Source organism: Streptomyces sp. KL116D (genome assembly GCF_030766975.1).
GTDB classification, from domain to species: Bacteria; Actinomycetota; Actinomycetes; order Streptomycetales; family Streptomycetaceae; genus Streptomyces; species Streptomyces longispororuber_A.
This window is the reverse complement of record NZ_JASERH010000006.1, coordinates 1-14,419: the sequence shown is the minus strand read 5'-3', so window position 1 is coordinate 14,419 and position 14,419 is coordinate 1. Positions and strand designations below refer to the sequence as shown.

At 71.5% G+C, this 14,419-nt stretch carries 14 protein-coding genes; 2 read left to right on the top strand and 12 right to left on the bottom strand.

All coding sequences use genetic code 11. The annotated features are described in order from the left end of the window. Positions 1–37: 37 nt before the first annotated feature. Positions 38–475, bottom strand: a complete 438-nt coding sequence (locus RBJ77_RS01720; RefSeq protein ID WP_255967218.1) for a DUF6278 family protein — start codon at positions 473–475, stop codon at positions 38–40. Between the two features lie 121 nt (positions 476–596). Between RBJ77_RS01720 and RBJ77_RS01715 the strand changes: the two genes are divergently transcribed. Then, a complete protein-coding gene (locus RBJ77_RS01715) occupies positions 597–2,417 on the top strand; it encodes an SGNH/GDSL hydrolase family protein (RefSeq protein WP_372343332.1) in 1,821 nt (606 codons plus the stop codon). Between the two features lie 425 nt (positions 2,418–2,842). Here RBJ77_RS01715 and RBJ77_RS01710 read toward each other — a convergent pair whose 3' ends face one another. Then, on the bottom strand, positions 2,843–3,622 hold the full coding sequence (locus tag RBJ77_RS01710) for an exodeoxyribonuclease III (RefSeq protein WP_372343331.1): 780 nt from the start codon (positions 3,620–3,622) through the stop codon (positions 2,843–2,845). 103 nt (positions 3,623–3,725) lie between these two features. Here RBJ77_RS01710 and RBJ77_RS01705 point away from each other — a divergent pair, with 103 nt between their 5' ends. Further along, a complete protein-coding gene (locus tag RBJ77_RS01705) occupies positions 3,726–4,304 on the top strand; it encodes an isochorismatase family protein (RefSeq protein WP_372343330.1) in 579 nt (192 codons plus the stop codon). 13 nt (positions 4,305–4,317) lie between these two features. Here the strand turns inward: RBJ77_RS01705 and RBJ77_RS01700 are convergent, their stop codons facing one another. From RBJ77_RS01700 to RBJ77_RS01655, 10 genes are all read right to left on the bottom strand, one after another. After that, positions 4,318–4,953 (bottom strand): MBL fold metallo-hydrolase, encoded by a 636-nt coding sequence (locus RBJ77_RS01700; protein WP_372343329.1) that lies wholly within the window; start codon positions 4,951–4,953, stop codon positions 4,318–4,320. A 16-nt stretch (positions 4,954–4,969) separates the two neighbouring features. Then, positions 4,970–6,262 carry a 4-carboxymuconolactone decarboxylase gene (gene pcaC / locus RBJ77_RS01695; RefSeq protein WP_372343328.1) on the bottom strand — a complete coding sequence of 431 codons (1,293 nt, stop codon included), beginning with the start codon at positions 6,260–6,262 and terminating at the stop codon, positions 4,970–4,972. 106 nt (positions 6,263–6,368) lie between these two features. Next, on the bottom strand, positions 6,369–7,301 hold the full coding sequence (locus RBJ77_RS01690) for a DUF389 domain-containing protein (protein WP_372343327.1): 933 nt from the start codon (positions 7,299–7,301) through the stop codon (positions 6,369–6,371). A gap of 35 nt (positions 7,302–7,336) precedes the next feature. Next, complete coding sequence (locus RBJ77_RS01685) at positions 7,337–7,918, bottom strand: sugar kinase (RefSeq protein WP_372343326.1); 582 nt, start codon at positions 7,916–7,918, stop codon at positions 7,337–7,339. A gap of 30 nt (positions 7,919–7,948) precedes the next feature. Next, entirely contained in the window at positions 7,949–9,088 is a 1,140-nt protein-coding gene (locus tag RBJ77_RS01680; RefSeq protein WP_255967234.1) for an ROK family glucokinase, read from the bottom strand. Positions 9,089–9,249: 161 nt separating this feature from the next. Continuing rightward, positions 9,250–10,083 carry an ATP-binding cassette domain-containing protein gene (locus tag RBJ77_RS01675; protein WP_372343325.1) on the bottom strand — a complete coding sequence of 278 codons (834 nt, stop codon included), beginning with the start codon at positions 10,081–10,083 and terminating at the stop codon, positions 9,250–9,252. Next, entirely contained in the window at positions 10,080–11,150 is a 1,071-nt protein-coding gene (locus RBJ77_RS01670) for an ABC transporter permease (protein ID WP_372343324.1), read from the bottom strand. The genes RBJ77_RS01675 and RBJ77_RS01670 overlap by 4 nt, the downstream gene beginning before the upstream one ends. Next, on the bottom strand, positions 11,147–12,151 hold the full coding sequence (locus tag RBJ77_RS01665) for a sugar ABC transporter substrate-binding protein (RefSeq protein ID WP_372343323.1): 1,005 nt from the start codon (positions 12,149–12,151) through the stop codon (positions 11,147–11,149). Before RBJ77_RS01665 ends, RBJ77_RS01670 begins: the two co-directional genes overlap by 4 nt. Positions 12,152–12,291: 140 nt before the next feature. Next, a complete protein-coding gene (locus RBJ77_RS01660) occupies positions 12,292–13,296 on the bottom strand; it encodes a sugar ABC transporter substrate-binding protein (RefSeq protein WP_372343322.1) in 1,005 nt (334 codons plus the stop codon). Between the two features lie 124 nt (positions 13,297–13,420). Further along, positions 13,421–14,185 (bottom strand): GntR family transcriptional regulator, encoded by a 765-nt coding sequence (locus RBJ77_RS01655; protein ID WP_372343321.1) that lies wholly within the window; start codon positions 14,183–14,185, stop codon positions 13,421–13,423. Between the last annotated feature and the right edge of the window lie 234 nt (positions 14,186–14,419).

Sequence of the window (14,419 nt, the reverse complement as noted above, 5' to 3'; positions counted from 1 at the left end):
CAACTGCGGTTCACATGCCCGGCCCTCCCTCCCGGGCCTACGACTCGCTGGCCTCCGCGTAGAACTGGGAGAGTTCGGGCGCTCCGCTCGCCGCCCACTCGTGCCCCACCTCGACGACGTCGATCTCCCGGCCCGAGGCGAGACACACCACGGGCTGGCCGTCGGGCCGGATCACCCAGGCGGCACCGGGCACCTGGTGGACCAGGATCGTGCCGAGGTAGAGGCCCGCGTCGTTGCCGAGCCAGTGCAGCGTCTCCTCGTCCTCGCGCCAGCGCGGCACCAGTTGGTCGAGGGCCGCCAACGAGCCGACGGAGTCGTCGAGTTCGACGCCCTCCTGCTCCGCCTGGGCCCGCAACAGCTCGCATTCGGAGAGGAGTTCGGCCACGCCCTCGGCATCGCCGCCGTCGGGCGGGAACACCGCGAGGGCCCGCGCTCCCGGCTTCTTCCGCCAATTACCCACGAAAGGGATCTTCATACCGACAGCCTCGCATTTGGCCCCGCGCAGGCACCACAGGCGCGCGGGCCTGTGTTCCCGGCGAGTTCACGCCGCTTTCCGGCGCACCTCATTGACGCGTTCCCGCCCCCTCCCTACGTTCATGGCGCACCTGTCACGCCAGCCGCACCACGGAGGGGAGCCGGTCTTGCGCCGACGCACCTGGGGAACAGCCGTCCTACTGGCCGTCTGCGCGGGGCTCACACCCGTCACGACGGCCCAGGCCGCCCCGCACAGACCCGGGCCGCTCCCGCTGGAGCGGCTCTTCGACAACCGGGCCGTCAGCGACGACGCGCGGCCCGGCGAGGCGGACTTCGACGGCGCGGGCGGCTCGCTCTCCGCGCAGGACCTGACCGCGGCGGGCTGGACTCCCGGCCGGACGCTGGGAGTTGACGGCGCGCGCCTGAAGTGGCCGAGGTCCGCGGGCAGCGGCCCCGACAACGTGACGGCGGACGGGCAGCAGGTCCGGGTGACCGGCCGGGGCGACGCGCTGGCGTTCCTGGTCGCCGGGACGGGCGGCGACGCGGCCGGCACCGGCACCGTCCGGTACGCCGACGGCTCCCGCTCCTCGTACACGCTGACCGCGCCGGACTGGCGCACCGGACCGCTCGCCACGAAGTCGGTCGCGCTGCCGCACCGGAACACGCCGGACGCCCAACTCACCGAGAAGACCCGGCTGTACACGGTCACGGTGCCGGTGCGGAAGGGCCGCCAGATCACGTCCGTGGAGCTGCCGGACGCCTCCGGCGACGGGCGGGCGCTGCACGTCTTCGACGTCTCGGTGCGCGCGGCGACCACCGGGTGGACGGGCACCTGGTCGGCGTCCACGGCCGGCTACACGACGGTGGGGCCGTGGGCGGACCGCACGGTGCGGCTCGTCGTGCACACCAGCACGGGCGGCCCGCGGGTGCGGATCCGGCTCGACAACACGTTCGCCTCGACGCCGGTGCGGATCGGCAGCGCGTCGGTGGCGGTGCAGGAGGCGGGGGCGGCGGCGCGGAGCGCGCCGGTGCCGCTGACGTTCCGGGGCGGGGCCGGGGCACTGCTGCCGGCGGGCACCCAGGCGTGGAGCGACCCGGTCGGCTTCGACGTGCCGGCGGACGCGAACCTCCTGGTGAGCTTCCACCTGCCGGAGCCGGTGGCCGCGGCGCCCGTGCACAGCCAGGCGATCCAGCGGTCGTACGTCAGCGCGCCCGGCGACCACGCGGCGGAGGCGGCCGGCACGGCGTACACGTCGACCCTCTCGTACTGGCCGCTCCTCACCGGCGTCGACGTCGGCGGCGGGCCGGGCTCCGTGGTGCTGCTCGGCGACTCCATCACGGACGGCGTGAAGTCGACCCAGGACGCGAACCACCGGTGGCCGAACGTGCTGTCGACGCGGCTGCTCGGCCAGTCGGAGGTGCCGCGGTACGGCGTGCTGAACCAGGGCATCTCGGCGAACCGGGTCGTCGCGGACCGGTACCCGGGCGACGGCATCTCCACCGACACGGGTGGGGTGAGCGCGCTGCACCGGCTCGACCGCGATGTGCTCGCGCAGACGTCGGCCCGGACGGTCGTGGTGTTCATGGGCGTCAACGACGTGCGGTGGGGCGCGTCCGGGGAGCAGGTCGTGGCCGGGCTCCGGGAGGTCGCGGCGCGGGCGCATGCGCGGGGGCTGAAGGTGGTCGGGGCGACGATCACTCCGTGCGAGGGGGAGGCGCTGTGCACGGCCGCGGCCGATGTGGAGCGGGTCGCTGTCAACTCGTGGTTGCGGAAGGGTGGTTCGGGGTTCGACGGGGTGCTGGACTTCGACGCCGTCGTGCGGGATCCGGCGCATCCGGCCCGGATACGGGCCGAGTTCGACAGCGGGGATCATCTGCATCCCGGGGATGCGGGACTGAAGGCACTGGCCGACTCGGTCGACCTGAGACTGCTCGCGCCTTAGCTCCGGACCACCGATGATCGCTGCGAGCCGGCGGGGGCTGGTCGCGCAGTTCCCCGCGCCCCTGACATACCGACTGCGTCTGCCGAGTGGGCTTCCGTCGCGACCTGCGGGTACGTGGGGCTTCTCGCGCAGTTCCCCGCGCCCCCAACAGCGCGACTGCGTCTGCCAGGCGGGCTTCCGTCGCGGCCTGCGGGTGCGTGGGGGTTCTCGCGCAGTTCCCCGCGCCCCCAACAGGACGACTGCGTCTGCCGGGCAGGTCCTTCGTCGCGGGCTGCGGATTGTGGTGGGTTGCTCGCGCAGTTCCCCGCGGCCCTGGAAGGCATGCGCTGCGCGCAGCCTTTCCCGGTGGGGAGATGCCGCACCGCAGGTGCGCATCTCAGGGGCGCGGGGAACTGCGCGAGAAGCCCTACGCACCCGCAGTCGCGCTACACGTCCAGATCCACCACGACGGGGGCGTGGTCCGATGCCCCCTTGCCCTTGCGCTCCTCGCGGTCGACGTAGGAGTCCTTCACGGCGCCGGCGAACGCGGCGTTCCCGTAGACCAGGTCGATGCGCATGCCCTTGTTCTTCGGGAAGCCGAGGGCGCGGTAGTCCCAGTACGTGAAGGGGTGGTCGTACTTGAGGGGGCGCGGCACCACGTCGGACAGGCCCGCCTCGCGCAGCGCGGCGAGCGCGGCCCGCTCGGCCGGCGTGACGTGCGTGGCGCCGTCGAAGAGGGAGATGTCCCAGACGTCGTCGTCCGTCGGCGCCACGTTGTAATCACCCATCACCGCGAACGGGCGCGAGCCCGCCGCGTCGCCCGCGACCGCCGCCTTCAGGGCCTCGAACCACTGCAGCTTGTACGCGTAGTGCGGGTGGTCCACCTCCCGGCCGTTCGGCACGTAGACCGACCAGACGCGGACCGGGCCGCAGGTCGCGGAGACCGCGCGGGGCTCCTCGGCGCCGTCGTAGCCGGGGTCGCCCGGCAGGCCCTTGACGACGTCCTCCAGGCCGACGCGGGAGAGCAGCGCCACCCCGTTCCACCTGCCGTTCGCGTTCACCGCCGACTCGTAGCCCAGCTCCCGCAGCTCGTCCGCGGGGAACTGCTCGGCCGAGCACTTGGTCTCCTGGATGCACAGCACGTCCGTGCCGCTGGTCTCCAGCCAGGCAAGGAGGCGCGGCAGCCGCGCGGTGATCGAGTTCACGTTCCAGGTAGCAATGCGCATGCCTCACAACCTACCGGGCGGGTGTGACAACGAGCCCGTCCGGCACCCCAGGATAGACAGGCAACCTTGCAAGTTTTCCTGTTAGGCAGGTAGCCTGCCGAACATGAGCACCAAGAGCCCCCTCTCCCTCGACGAGCGCCCCGCGCTCGTCCTCATCGACCTCCAGAACGGCATCCTCGGCCTGCCGACCGTGCACCCCTCCGACGGCGTCCTGAAGAACGCCGCGCGGCTCGCCGACGCCTTCCGCGCCAAGGGTCTGCCGGTGGTGCGGGTGCGCGTCGCCTGGTCGCCGGACGGCGGCGACCTGCCGGTGAGCCGGTCCGCCGCGCCGGGGCTCACGCAGGCGCCGCCCGCCGAGTTCGCCGCGTTCCCCGACGAGCTCGGGCCGCTCGGCGACGACATCGTGATCACCAAGCGGCACTGGGGCGCGTTCACCGGCACCGAGCTGGACCTCCAGCTGCGGCGGCGCGGGGTCACCCAGATCGTGCTCGGCGGCATCTCGACGTCGATCGGCGTCGAGTCGACCGCGCGCTCCGCGTTCGAGCTGAGCTACCACCTGGTGGTGGTCGACGACGCGACGACCGACACGGACGCCGCGTCGCACGAGCACACCTTCGGCAAGATCTTCCCGCGGATCGCCGAGCTCGGTTCGACCGAGGACGTGCTGCGGCTCCTCGGCTGACCCGGAGCGGGCGTCAGATCCGGGCGGCGTCGCCCGGCGCCAGCCGCAGGTGCTCCGTGCCCCCGAGCGCGCCGACCTGCCTGTCGTAGATCGGGCGCGCGAGGTCCGTCAGGAGCGCGTCGTGGACGTCGTAGGCGCGGCGCGGCTTGACCTCGCGCACGTAGTCGATGACCTCGGAGATCTTGTTCCAGGGCGCCATGACGGGCAGCATCAGCGTCTCGACCGGCTGGTCGGGGACGGTGAGGGCGTCGCCGGGGTGGAAGACGGTGCCGCCGTCGATGAGATAGCCGACGTTGGTGATGCGCGGGATGTCGGGGTGGATGACGGCGTGCAGTTCGCCGTGGACCTGGACGTCGAAGCCCGCGGCCGTGAACGTGTCGCCGTGGCCGACCGTGTGGACGCGGCCGGGGAACGCCGTCGAGATCTTCTCCGCGACCGACGCCAGGGTCCAGATGTGCGCGCCGGGACTGGCCTCCATCCCGGCGCGCAGCCGGTTCTCGTCGAAGTGGTCCGGGTGCTCGTGCGTCACGAGGATCACGTCGGCCCCGAGGGCGGCGTCATCCTCGGAGAAGCCGCCCGGGTCGATGACGAGCGTCTGCCCGTCCTTCTCCAGGCGGACGCAGGCATGGGTCTTCTTCGTGAGCTTCATGCCTCCCATCCTGCGCTCATTCCTGCGGTGTCGTCTCCTCGCGGATCACCTGCTGGGCCACCTTGAACGCGGAGTTCGCCGCGGGCACGCCGCAGTAGACCGCCGTCTGGAGCAGGATCTCCTTGATCTCGTCGGCGGTCAGTCCGTTGCGCAGGGCGGCGCGGGTGTGGAAGGCCAGTTCGTCGAGGTGGCCGCCCGCGACAAGGGCCGTCAGCGTCACGGACGAGCGCATCCGGCGGTCCAGGCCGGGACGGTTCCAGACCTCGCCCCACGCGTAGCGGGTGATGAGCTCCTGGAAGTCGCCGGAGAACGCGTCGGCCGCGGCCAGGGCCCGGTCCACGTGCGCGTCGCCGAGGACCTCGCGGCGCACCTTCAGACCCGCGTCGTGCGGGTCGGGGCGGACGGCGGCCTCGGGCTGCAGCACGGCGGCCGCTATCTCGGCGACGGGCGCGGCGGGCGGCGGCGGGGGCGCGAGGACCGGCTTGACCGGGGCCGCCGGGATGGCGTGCTGGCCGGTCTCGTAGGCGGGCAGCCAGGCCGTGGAGAAGTGCCGTACGAGGAGGTCGGTGACGGCCGCGGGCTGCTCGACCGGCGCCAGGTGCGAGGCCCCGGGCACCACCGCGAGGCGGGCGTCCGGGATGCCGGCGACCAGGGTGCGCGCCTCGGCGGGTCCGGTCACCTGGTCCTCGGAGCCGACCAGGACCAGCGTCGGGACGCCGATGCTGCCGAGCTCCGCGCGGATGTCGAAGGCGGCGAGCGCCTCGCAGGCGGCGATGTAGCAGCCCGGGTCGGTGGTGCGCACCATCTGCACGGCCCAGTCCGTGATGGCGGGCTGGGCCGCCGCGAAGCCGGACGTGAACCAGCGCTCGGGCGAGGTACGGGCGATGGGGTCGAGCCCGTTGCTGCGCACGATGACGCCGCGCTGGCGGAACTCGTCGGCCGTGCCGAACCGGGGCGAGGCCGCGATCAGGGCCAGGGACGCGACCCGCTCGGGGTGGCGCAGCGCCAGCTCGGCGCCGAGCGCGCCGCCGAGCGAACAGCCCGCGTACCCGAACCGCTGCACGCCCGCCTCGTCGAGGGTGGCGAGCAGCCGGTCGGCCAGTTCGGCGACGGAGCCTGCCGGGTGGGCGCCCGCGCCGCCGTGCCCGGGCAGGTCGAAGCGGAACACCCGCCACTGCCGGGCCAGCTCGGCGATCTGCCGGTCCCACATGTGACGGGTCGTGCCGAGGGACGGTCCCAGGACCAGGACCGGCGCGTCGTCGGGCCCGTCGAGGCCGTACTCCAGAGGCTTGTTCGTCGTCGTGCTCACGCGCCCACGCTGCCATACGCCGGGCCGGGAAACGACAGCGGGTCACAGGTGTGGAGAGGTCCGGCCAGGTTGGTTCGGCTCCCGTGAAGGCGTGTTCACACCAGCCTCACCGGCCGGTCCTGTGGCCGAAGCGGGCCCACAGGACGCGTTGCAGGAGCAGTGTGCCGACACCGGCGACGAACATGCCGGCCAGGTTCACGCCGAGTTGGGTGAAGGAGGCGCCGACCTCCTTCCAGTGGGCGAGCGGCACGGCGACCGCGATGTTGCCCGCCGCCGGGACCGTGGTGACCGAGATGAAGACGCCGACGAGCGAGGACGACTTGCCCGCGGTCAGCGCCAGGATGCCGGCGATCCCAGCGAGGACCGCCACGATGAACGACCACCGGTCGGGGTGGATGATGAAGTCCGTCAGCGGCCGGTCGTCGAGCATCTCGGGGGTGATCCAGCCCAGGCCCCGGCTGACGGCGGCGCAGGCGGCCGTGATCGCCATCGCCACGGCGAAGCCCGCCACCAGCGACCACACGGCGGTGCCGACGAAACGCGGCCTGCGGCGCACGATCCCGAAGCAGACGGCGGCCACCGGCCCGAACTCCGGTCCGAGCACCATCGCGCCGACGATCAGGATGGGCTGGTCGAGAAGGACGCCGATGGCGGCGATCTGCGTCGCCAGCGCGAGGAAGGCGAGGTAGGACCACGTCATCCGGGTGTCGGCGGTCACGCGGGCGGCCAGTTCGGCCCAGACGACCGCGTCGGCCGGGTCGCCCGGGGCGGCCTCCTCGGCCCGCTCGGCGGCGGTGGAGATCGACAGGTCGATCTGTTCCACCGTGATGGCTCCGGTGTCCTTGAGGCCCAACTCCCCCAGACTGCCCAGCACGTGGTTGGCGGCCTCCCTGGCGACGTTGAACTCCACCACGTCGCCGGGCGGCGCCGTGGCGGCGCCCAGGAAGCGCACGACGTTGACGACGCCCACGGACTGCCCCGCGATGCGCAGGACTTCGTCGGTGCGGTCGGCCGGACTGATCACTCGTACATGCAGCACGAGAGGCATTGTGCCCTGGCGTCGTCGCGGTGTGGTCAGGGTTCCGTGGTGGAGACGACGTAGACCATCGGGTGGTCCGGGTTCGAGCGGTTCACGACGACGCTCTGGGTCGGCTTCGGGTCGGGCTGGTCGTGGGTCAGGCCGTACCAGGGGCCGGGGCCCGAGAAGTTCCAGCCCGCCACGGAGCGGTCGCGGTCGCTGATCGGGAGGACGTTCCTCTTCAGGTCGGAGGCGTCGCTGTCGATCTTCTCCAGGAACGAGTCGAGGCCCTTGTCGCTGGTGAGGAACTGCGCGTACAGGCGGCTGACCTTGTAGTTGTTCGTCTCGTAGTAGGCGACGTTGCGCGAGTGGGCCGGGATCGGGATCTCGTAGAGCCGGCGCTGCACCTTGGACGGCCAGCCGATGGTGAGGCCGGTCGCGGAGTACTTGGCCTCCTTGTCCTTGCCGCTGTTGCGGCTCTGGTTGGCGGAGATCACCAGGTATCCGGCGGGGATGCCGATGAGCAGCACGATGGTCAGGAGCGTGAGGGCACGGCGGCGGATCACGCGGCGGCGGGCAGCGGCCCGGCGCGACTCCTCGTCGTCGGGGGACGAGGGCTGGCGGGGCACGGTCGTCATGGTGGGCATTTCCTGTCGCTGTTCCCGGCCCTAGCCTTCGGCACCGCTACGGGTACGGGTGTAGCGCTCGTACCGCTCGTAGCGCTCCACGCGGCGGCGCTTGGCGCGGCGGAAGCGGCGGGCGACCAGCCGGGCCAGGTCGGCGGCGCCGACCATGCCGGCCTCCGGGCCGAGCTGGGCGCGGGCGATCCGGGCCTCGGGGCGGTAGCCGCGCCCGGTCAGCTGGCGCTTGAAGGCGTCCCTGGCGGGGGCGATGAGCAGGTCGTCGGCGGCGCTCACGCCGCCGCCGATGACGAAGCAGGACGGGTCGAGGGCGGCGGCGAGATTGGCGATGCCGACGCCGAGCCACTGGCCGATGTCCTGGAGCAGCTCGACGCACATGGCGTCGCCCTCGCGGGCCAGCTCCGTGATGAGGGGGCCGGTGATGTCGGGGATGTTGCCCTTGACCCGGTCGATGATGTTGTACGCGACCGGGGAGTCGGCCGCGGCGAGCTCGCGGGCCTCGCGGACCAGCGCGTTGCCCGAGCTGTACTGCTCCCAGCAGCCGCGGTTGCCGCACGGGCAGCGGTGCCCGCCGGGGACGACCTGCATGTGGCCGAACTCGCCGGCGACGCCGTACTTCCCCCGCTTGACCTGGCCGTCCTCCAGGATCGCGCCGCCGATGCCGGTGCCCAGCGTGATCATGACCAGGTGGTCCTCGCCGCGGCCCGCGCCGAACCGCCACTCCGCCCAGGCGGCGGTGTTCGCGTCGTTGTCGACAAGCACCGGGACCGCGAGGCGGCCCGCGAGGCGGTCGCGGAGCGGTTCGTTGCGCCAGGACAGGTGGGGGGCGAACAGGACGCGGTTGCGGTCCGCGTCGACCCAGCCCGCCGCGCCGATGCCGACCGCGTGCACGTCGTGCCGGTCGGACAGGTCGAGGACCAGCTCGCAGATCGTGTCCTCGACGACCTTCGGGCTCTTCGACTTGTCCGGGGTCTCCGTGCGGAGCGTCTCCAGGATGGTGCCGTCCGCGTCGACGACGCCCGCCATCACCTTCGTGCCGCCGATGTCGATGCCGACCGTCGGGACGCGGGGGGCGGTCAGGTGCGAGCGGCGTTCCCTGGTGCCGACCGTCCGCAGGACGGTGGCCCGTGCGCTGCCACGGTGTGCGAGGTCGCGGTAGGTGCTCATTGCGGCGATTCTGCCTCACGCAACGGCTCCGCCGCATGCCGGGTTTCGCGCCTCAGGGGCGGGGTGGCCGGTCTCTCGTGGGCGGGTGCGGGTGCGTGGGGGCCGGTCGCGCAGTTCCCCGCGCAGGACCCGGCAGCCGAGACGGCGCGTCGGGCGGGGCGCTACTTCTCGGTGCCGTCGGGCGTGTGGCCGCCCAGATGCGTGGGCACCGGCGCCCGCTCCAGCTCGTGCCGGAGGTCGTCGAGTTCGGAGCCGCCCGCCATCTGCCGGGTGAGCTCGTCCAGGGTGATCTCCTCGCGCGCGTGGCTGCCGAACATCGCGCCGCGCTTGAGCAGCACGAACCGGTCGCCGACGAGGTACGCGTGGTGCGGGTTGTGCGTGATGAGGACCACGCCGAGACCCGCGTCACGCGCGGCCGCCACGTACTTGAGGACGACGCCCGACTGCTTGACGCCGAGCGCCGCGGTCGGCTCGTCCAGGACGAGGACCTTCGCGCCGAAGTAGACGGCCCGGGCGATCGCCACGCACTGGCGCTCACCGCCGGACAGCGTGCCGATGGGCTGGTCCACGTCGCGCAGGTCGATGCCCATGCGGAGCAGCTCGGTACGGGTCGTGCGGCGCATCAGGTCGACGTCCATGCGCCGGAAGGGGCCCGTGCCCTTCGTCGGCTCGGAGCCGAGGAAGAAGTTGCGCCACACCGGCATGAGCGGGACGACGGCGAGGTCCTGGTAGACCGTGGCGATGCCGAGGTCCAGGGCCTGCCGGGGGTTGGAGAGCTTCGTCTCCTCGCCCTCGATCCGGAAGGAGCCCGCGTCGTGCTGGTGCAGACCCGCGATGATCTTGATCAGGGTCGACTTGCCCGCGCCGTTGTCGCCGAGCACGCAGGAGATCTCGCCCGCGTTCACGACGAGCGACACGTCCTCCAGGGCGCGGATGTTCCCGTAGTACTTGCTGACGCCGTCGAGCTCCACGAGAGGAGTGCGGTCTTCCGTCATTTGCTCGCCTCCGCGCGCTTGCGGACCCACGCGTTGAGCAGGGTCGCGAGGAGCAGCATCGCTCCGAGGAAGAACTTGAACCAGTCGGAGTTCCACTCGGCGAACACGATGCCCTTGCTGGTCATGCCGAAGATCAGGGCGCCGATGGCCGCGCCGACCGCGGAGCCGTAGCCGCCGGTGATCAGACAGCCGCCGATGACGGCCGCGACGATGTAGATCAGCTCGTTGCCGACGCCCTCGCCGGACTGCACGACGTCGTACGAGAAGAGCAGGTGCTGGCCGGAGATCCAGGCGCCGAAGGCGACGCCCATGTAGAGGCCGATCTTCGTCTTGTTGACCGGGACGCCCACCGCGCGCGCCGCGTCCACGTCGCCGCCGACCGCGAAGATCCAGTTGCCGACGCGGGTGCGCAGCAGGATCCAGGTCGCGACCAGGACCAGGGCGAGCCACCAGAGGATCGTGATCTTGAAGTCGACGCCGCCGATGGTCAGCGTCGAGGCGAAGACGTCCTTGGCGGAGGAGAAGCCCTCCATGTCGGCGATCGACTTGGTCGACACCGTGCCGCTGATCAGCTTGGTGAAGCCCAGGTTCATGCCCGTGAGCATCAGGAACGTGCCCAGCGTGATGATGAAGCTGGGGAGCTTGGTGCGGGTCAGCATGACGCCGTTGAAGACGCCGATGGCGAGGGTGACCAGGAGCGAGACGCCGACGCCCACCCAGGTGTTCGCCGTCATCTGGTAGCTGAACATCGAGGAGATCAGCGCCGACGACGTCACCAGGACGCCCGCCGACAGGTCGAACTCGCCGCCGATCATCAGCAGGGCGACCGGGACGGCCATGATGCCGAGGGTCGACGACGCGTACAGCACGGTCGCCAGGCTGGACGCCTGGAGGAAGCTGTCCGCGATGATCGAGAAGAAGACGAAGACGGCGATCGCGCCGACCACCGAACCGAGCTCGGGGCGGCCGAGCAGCTTCTTCCAGGGCGAGCTCTTCACGAGCCGTTCGTCGAGCCGCGGCTCGGGCGGCCCGCTTCCCGGGTGCTTCTCGGGCACCGTCGTGGTCATCGTGTCCCCCGCTTCGCGTATTCCTCCAGCTCGGCGGCCTGTTCCTTGGTGACGATCTGCGGTCCGGTGAGGACCGGCTTGCCGCCGCCGAGCACGTTGGCGTTGTACTTGTAGAGCCAGAGCAGGTCCACCGCCTCGTAGCCCTGGAGGTAGGGCTGCTGGTCGACGGCGAAGCCGAGGCTGTCGTCCTGGAGGCCCTGGGCGACCTTCTCGTTCAGGTCGAACGTCTCGATCTCGGCCTTGCTGCCCGCGTCCTCCCTGGCCTTCACGGCGGTGGCGGCGAACGGCGCGCCCAGCGTGACGACGGCGTCGATGGACTTGTCGGACTGCAGCTTGGCCTCGATGGAGGACTGCACGTCGGGCATGTTCGTGCCCTCGACGTAGAGGTTCGTCATCTTGCCGTCGAACGTCGACTTCGCACCGGCGCAGCGCTGCTCGTGCCCGACGTTGCCCTGCTCGTGCAGGACGCAGAGGGCCTTCTTCTTGCCGCGCTTGTTGAGCTCGTCGCCGACGGCCTCACCGGCGATCGTCTCGTCCTGGCCGATGTGGGCGAGCGCGCCGAACCTCTTGGACTCCTCGGAGCCCGAGTTCACCGTGATGACCGGGATCCCGGCCTTCTCGGCGCGGGCCACGGCCGCCTTCATGGCGTCCGGCTTGGCGAGCGTGACGATGATGCCGTCGACCTTCTTGTCGATGGCGGCGTCCACGAGCTGCGCCTGCTGCTGGGCCTCGTCGCTGTGCGAGTAGAGGAAGTTGATGTTGTCCTTGACCGCCGCCTGCTCGGCGCCGCTCTGGACGATGTCCCAGAAGGTGTCGCCGTCGCCCGAGTGGGTGATCATGGAGACCGTCCAGCGGGGCGTGTCGACCGCGGCCTTGCCCTGGGCCTGCTGGGCCTTTCGGGCGTCCTCCGCCCGCTTGCCGCCGGTGCTGCTGCACCCGGCCAGCGTGAGGCCGAGGGCCCCCGCTACGGCGATGCTCACCCAGGTCCGAAACCGTGCCACGAGGCCGTGCCCTTCTTGGTCTGCTGCGTCGTTCACCGGGATCGGCGGCGAGCCGGTCACGGCGGACCGTTTGCCGGTCCTTGGGGACCACTTTGCGGTCCCAAACGCACAAGTATGGGTCACGGGGATCATGCATCCATTCACCGGGTACCGCGCGCGGTGTACTTCTCCAGCTGCGGCACGTCCTTCTCGGTGACGAGGGCGGGGCCGGTGAGGACGGGCTTTCCGCCGCCGAGGACGTTCGCGTTCGTCTTGTACAGCCACAGTTCGTCGACGGCCAGATAGCCCTGCAGATACGGCTGCTGGTCCACGGCGAAGGCCACCTCCTTGGCCTTCAGCCGCCGTACGACCTCGGCGTTCAGGTCGAACGTGGCGATCTCCGCCTTGCTGCCGGCGTCGTCCTTCGCCTTCACCGCGAGCGCCGCGATGGGCGCGCCGAGCGCGACGATCCCGTCGATGGACTTGTCGGCCTGGAGCTTGGCCTCGATGGAGGACTGGGAGCCGGGGGCGTTGGTGCCGTCGACGTTCAGGTTCTCCACGGTGCCCTTGAACGTCTTGCGCACGCCGTCGCAGCGCTGCTCCAGCGAGACGTTGCCCTGCTCGTGGATGACGCAGAGGACCTTCTTCTTGCCCTGGTCCGCCAGCTCGGTGCCGACGGCCTCGCCGGCCACCGACTCCTCCTGGCCGATGTGGCTGAGCGCGCCGAACTTCGCCGAGAACTCGGAGCCCGAGTTGATGGAGACGACCGGGATGCCGGCCTCCTTCGCCTTGCCGAGGACCGCCTGCATGGCCTGCGGCTTGGCGAGGGTGACGACGATCCCGTCGACCTTCTTGTCGATCGCCGCCTGGACCAGCTCGGCCTGCCCCTTGGCCTCCTTGTCGTTGGAATACAGGAACTGGACGTTGTCCTTGGCCGCCGCCTGCTTGGCGCCGCTCTGCACGATGTCCCAGAAGGTGTCGCCCTCGCCGGAGTGCGTGACCATCGCGATCTTGAGGCGCGGTGTGTTCACGCCCTGGCCGCCGCCACCGCCGGAGGCGTCCGGCTTGTCCTCGGATTCCTTGCCGCCCGAGCCACTGCATCCGACGGCGAGGGCGATCACCGCGACGAGGGCCGCGGCCGTGCGGGCTGTACGCGTCGTGCGCATGGTGGAGCCACCTCTCCTCCGGCCGCCCGGTGCGGCTGGAGGTGTTTGTAGCGGGGTCCCACGGCAGCGTCAATGAATTTGTCAGAACATTCGGACGTCGTGCCCGTTCCGTGTCCCGGGGAGCTCAGGACCGGACGAGGAGCTGGAACTCGAAGGAGTAGCGGGACGCCCGGTACGTGTGGGAGCCGAACTCGACCGCGCGCCCCTTGTCGTCGAACGTGGTCCGCTGCATGGTCAGCAGCGGCGCCCCGGCCGGCTCGCCGAGCCGCTCGCCCTCCTCGGCCGTGGCGGCGCGGGCCCCGACGGACTGGCGGGCGCTGTGCAGTGTGATGCCCGCGGCCCGCATCAGCCGGTACAGGCCGGTGGCCTCCAGGCGGGCGTCCTCCAGGGCGAGCAGTCCGGTCGGCAGGTGGTTGCAGAGGTACGCGACGGGTTCGCCGTGGGCGAGGCGGAGCCGCTCGATGCGGTGCACGTCCTCGCCCTCGCCGATCGCCAGGGCCGCGGCGACCTCCGCGGAGGCGGGCACCAGCGTGTTGCCGAGGACCCGGGTCTCGGGCCGCTGCCCGGCCGCCTCCAGGTCGTCGTAGAGACTGCTCAGCTCCAGCGGGCGCTTGACCTGGCTGTGCACGACCTGGGTGCCCACGCCGCGGCGCCGCACGAGCAGCCCCTTGTCGACGAGGGACTGGATGGCCTGGCGGACGGTGGGCCGGGACAGGCCGAGGCGGCCCGCCAGCTCGATCTCGTTGCCGAGCAGGCTGCCCGGGGTCAGCGCGCCGTGCTCGATCGCCGCCTCCAGCTGCTGGGAGAGCTGGAAGTACAGCGGGACCGGACTGCTGCGGTCGACGCTGAGTTCGAGGTGGGAGGTCGGGTCGGCTACGGGTTTGGCCACGGGGCGAGATTAGCGGCGGGAGAAGTTGACGGGAAGTCCGGAAGTTCGATTGTCCGGACAAATCAGAGCCCGGCGGGGGCGGTGTCGTCCGTGTGCAGCCAGCAGCGGGCCTCGTGGCCCGCGCCGCCGACGGTCACCACGGGCGGCGGCTGTCCGCAGCGGTCGGTGGCGAAGGGGCAGCGGGCGCGGAACCGGCAGCCGCCGCCGTCCCTCGCCGTCTCCCGCAGCTCGGCC

Bases quoted from the DNA above. Each gene is read 5' to 3' on its own strand.
- RBJ77_RS01720 (WP_255967218.1), bottom strand. From the start codon at position 475: ATGAAGATCCCTTTCGTGGGTAATTGGCGGAAGAAGCCGGGAGCGCGG.
- RBJ77_RS01715 (WP_372343332.1), top strand. From the start codon at position 597: ATGGCGCACCTGTCACGCCAGCCGCACCACGGAGGGGAGCCGGTCTTG.
- RBJ77_RS01710 (WP_372343331.1), bottom strand. From the start codon at position 3,622: ATGCGCATTGCTACCTGGAACGTGAACTCGATCACCGCGCGGCTGCCG.
- RBJ77_RS01705 (WP_372343330.1), top strand. From the start codon at position 3,726: ATGAGCACCAAGAGCCCCCTCTCCCTCGACGAGCGCCCCGCGCTCGTC.
- RBJ77_RS01700 (WP_372343329.1), bottom strand. From the start codon at position 4,953: ATGAAGCTCACGAAGAAGACCCATGCCTGCGTCCGCCTGGAGAAGGAC.
- RBJ77_RS01685 (WP_372343326.1), bottom strand. From the start codon at position 7,918: ATGACGACCGTGCCCCGCCAGCCCTCGTCCCCCGACGACGAGGAGTCG.
- RBJ77_RS01680 (WP_255967234.1), bottom strand. From the start codon at position 9,088: ATGAGCACCTACCGCGACCTCGCACACCGTGGCAGCGCACGGGCCACC.
- RBJ77_RS01675 (WP_372343325.1), bottom strand. From the start codon at position 10,083: ATGACGGAAGACCGCACTCCTCTCGTGGAGCTCGACGGCGTCAGCAAG.
- RBJ77_RS01670 (WP_372343324.1), bottom strand. From the start codon at position 11,150: ATGACCACGACGGTGCCCGAGAAGCACCCGGGAAGCGGGCCGCCCGAG.
- RBJ77_RS01660 (WP_372343322.1), bottom strand. From the start codon at position 13,296: ATGCGCACGACGCGTACAGCCCGCACGGCCGCGGCCCTCGTCGCGGTG.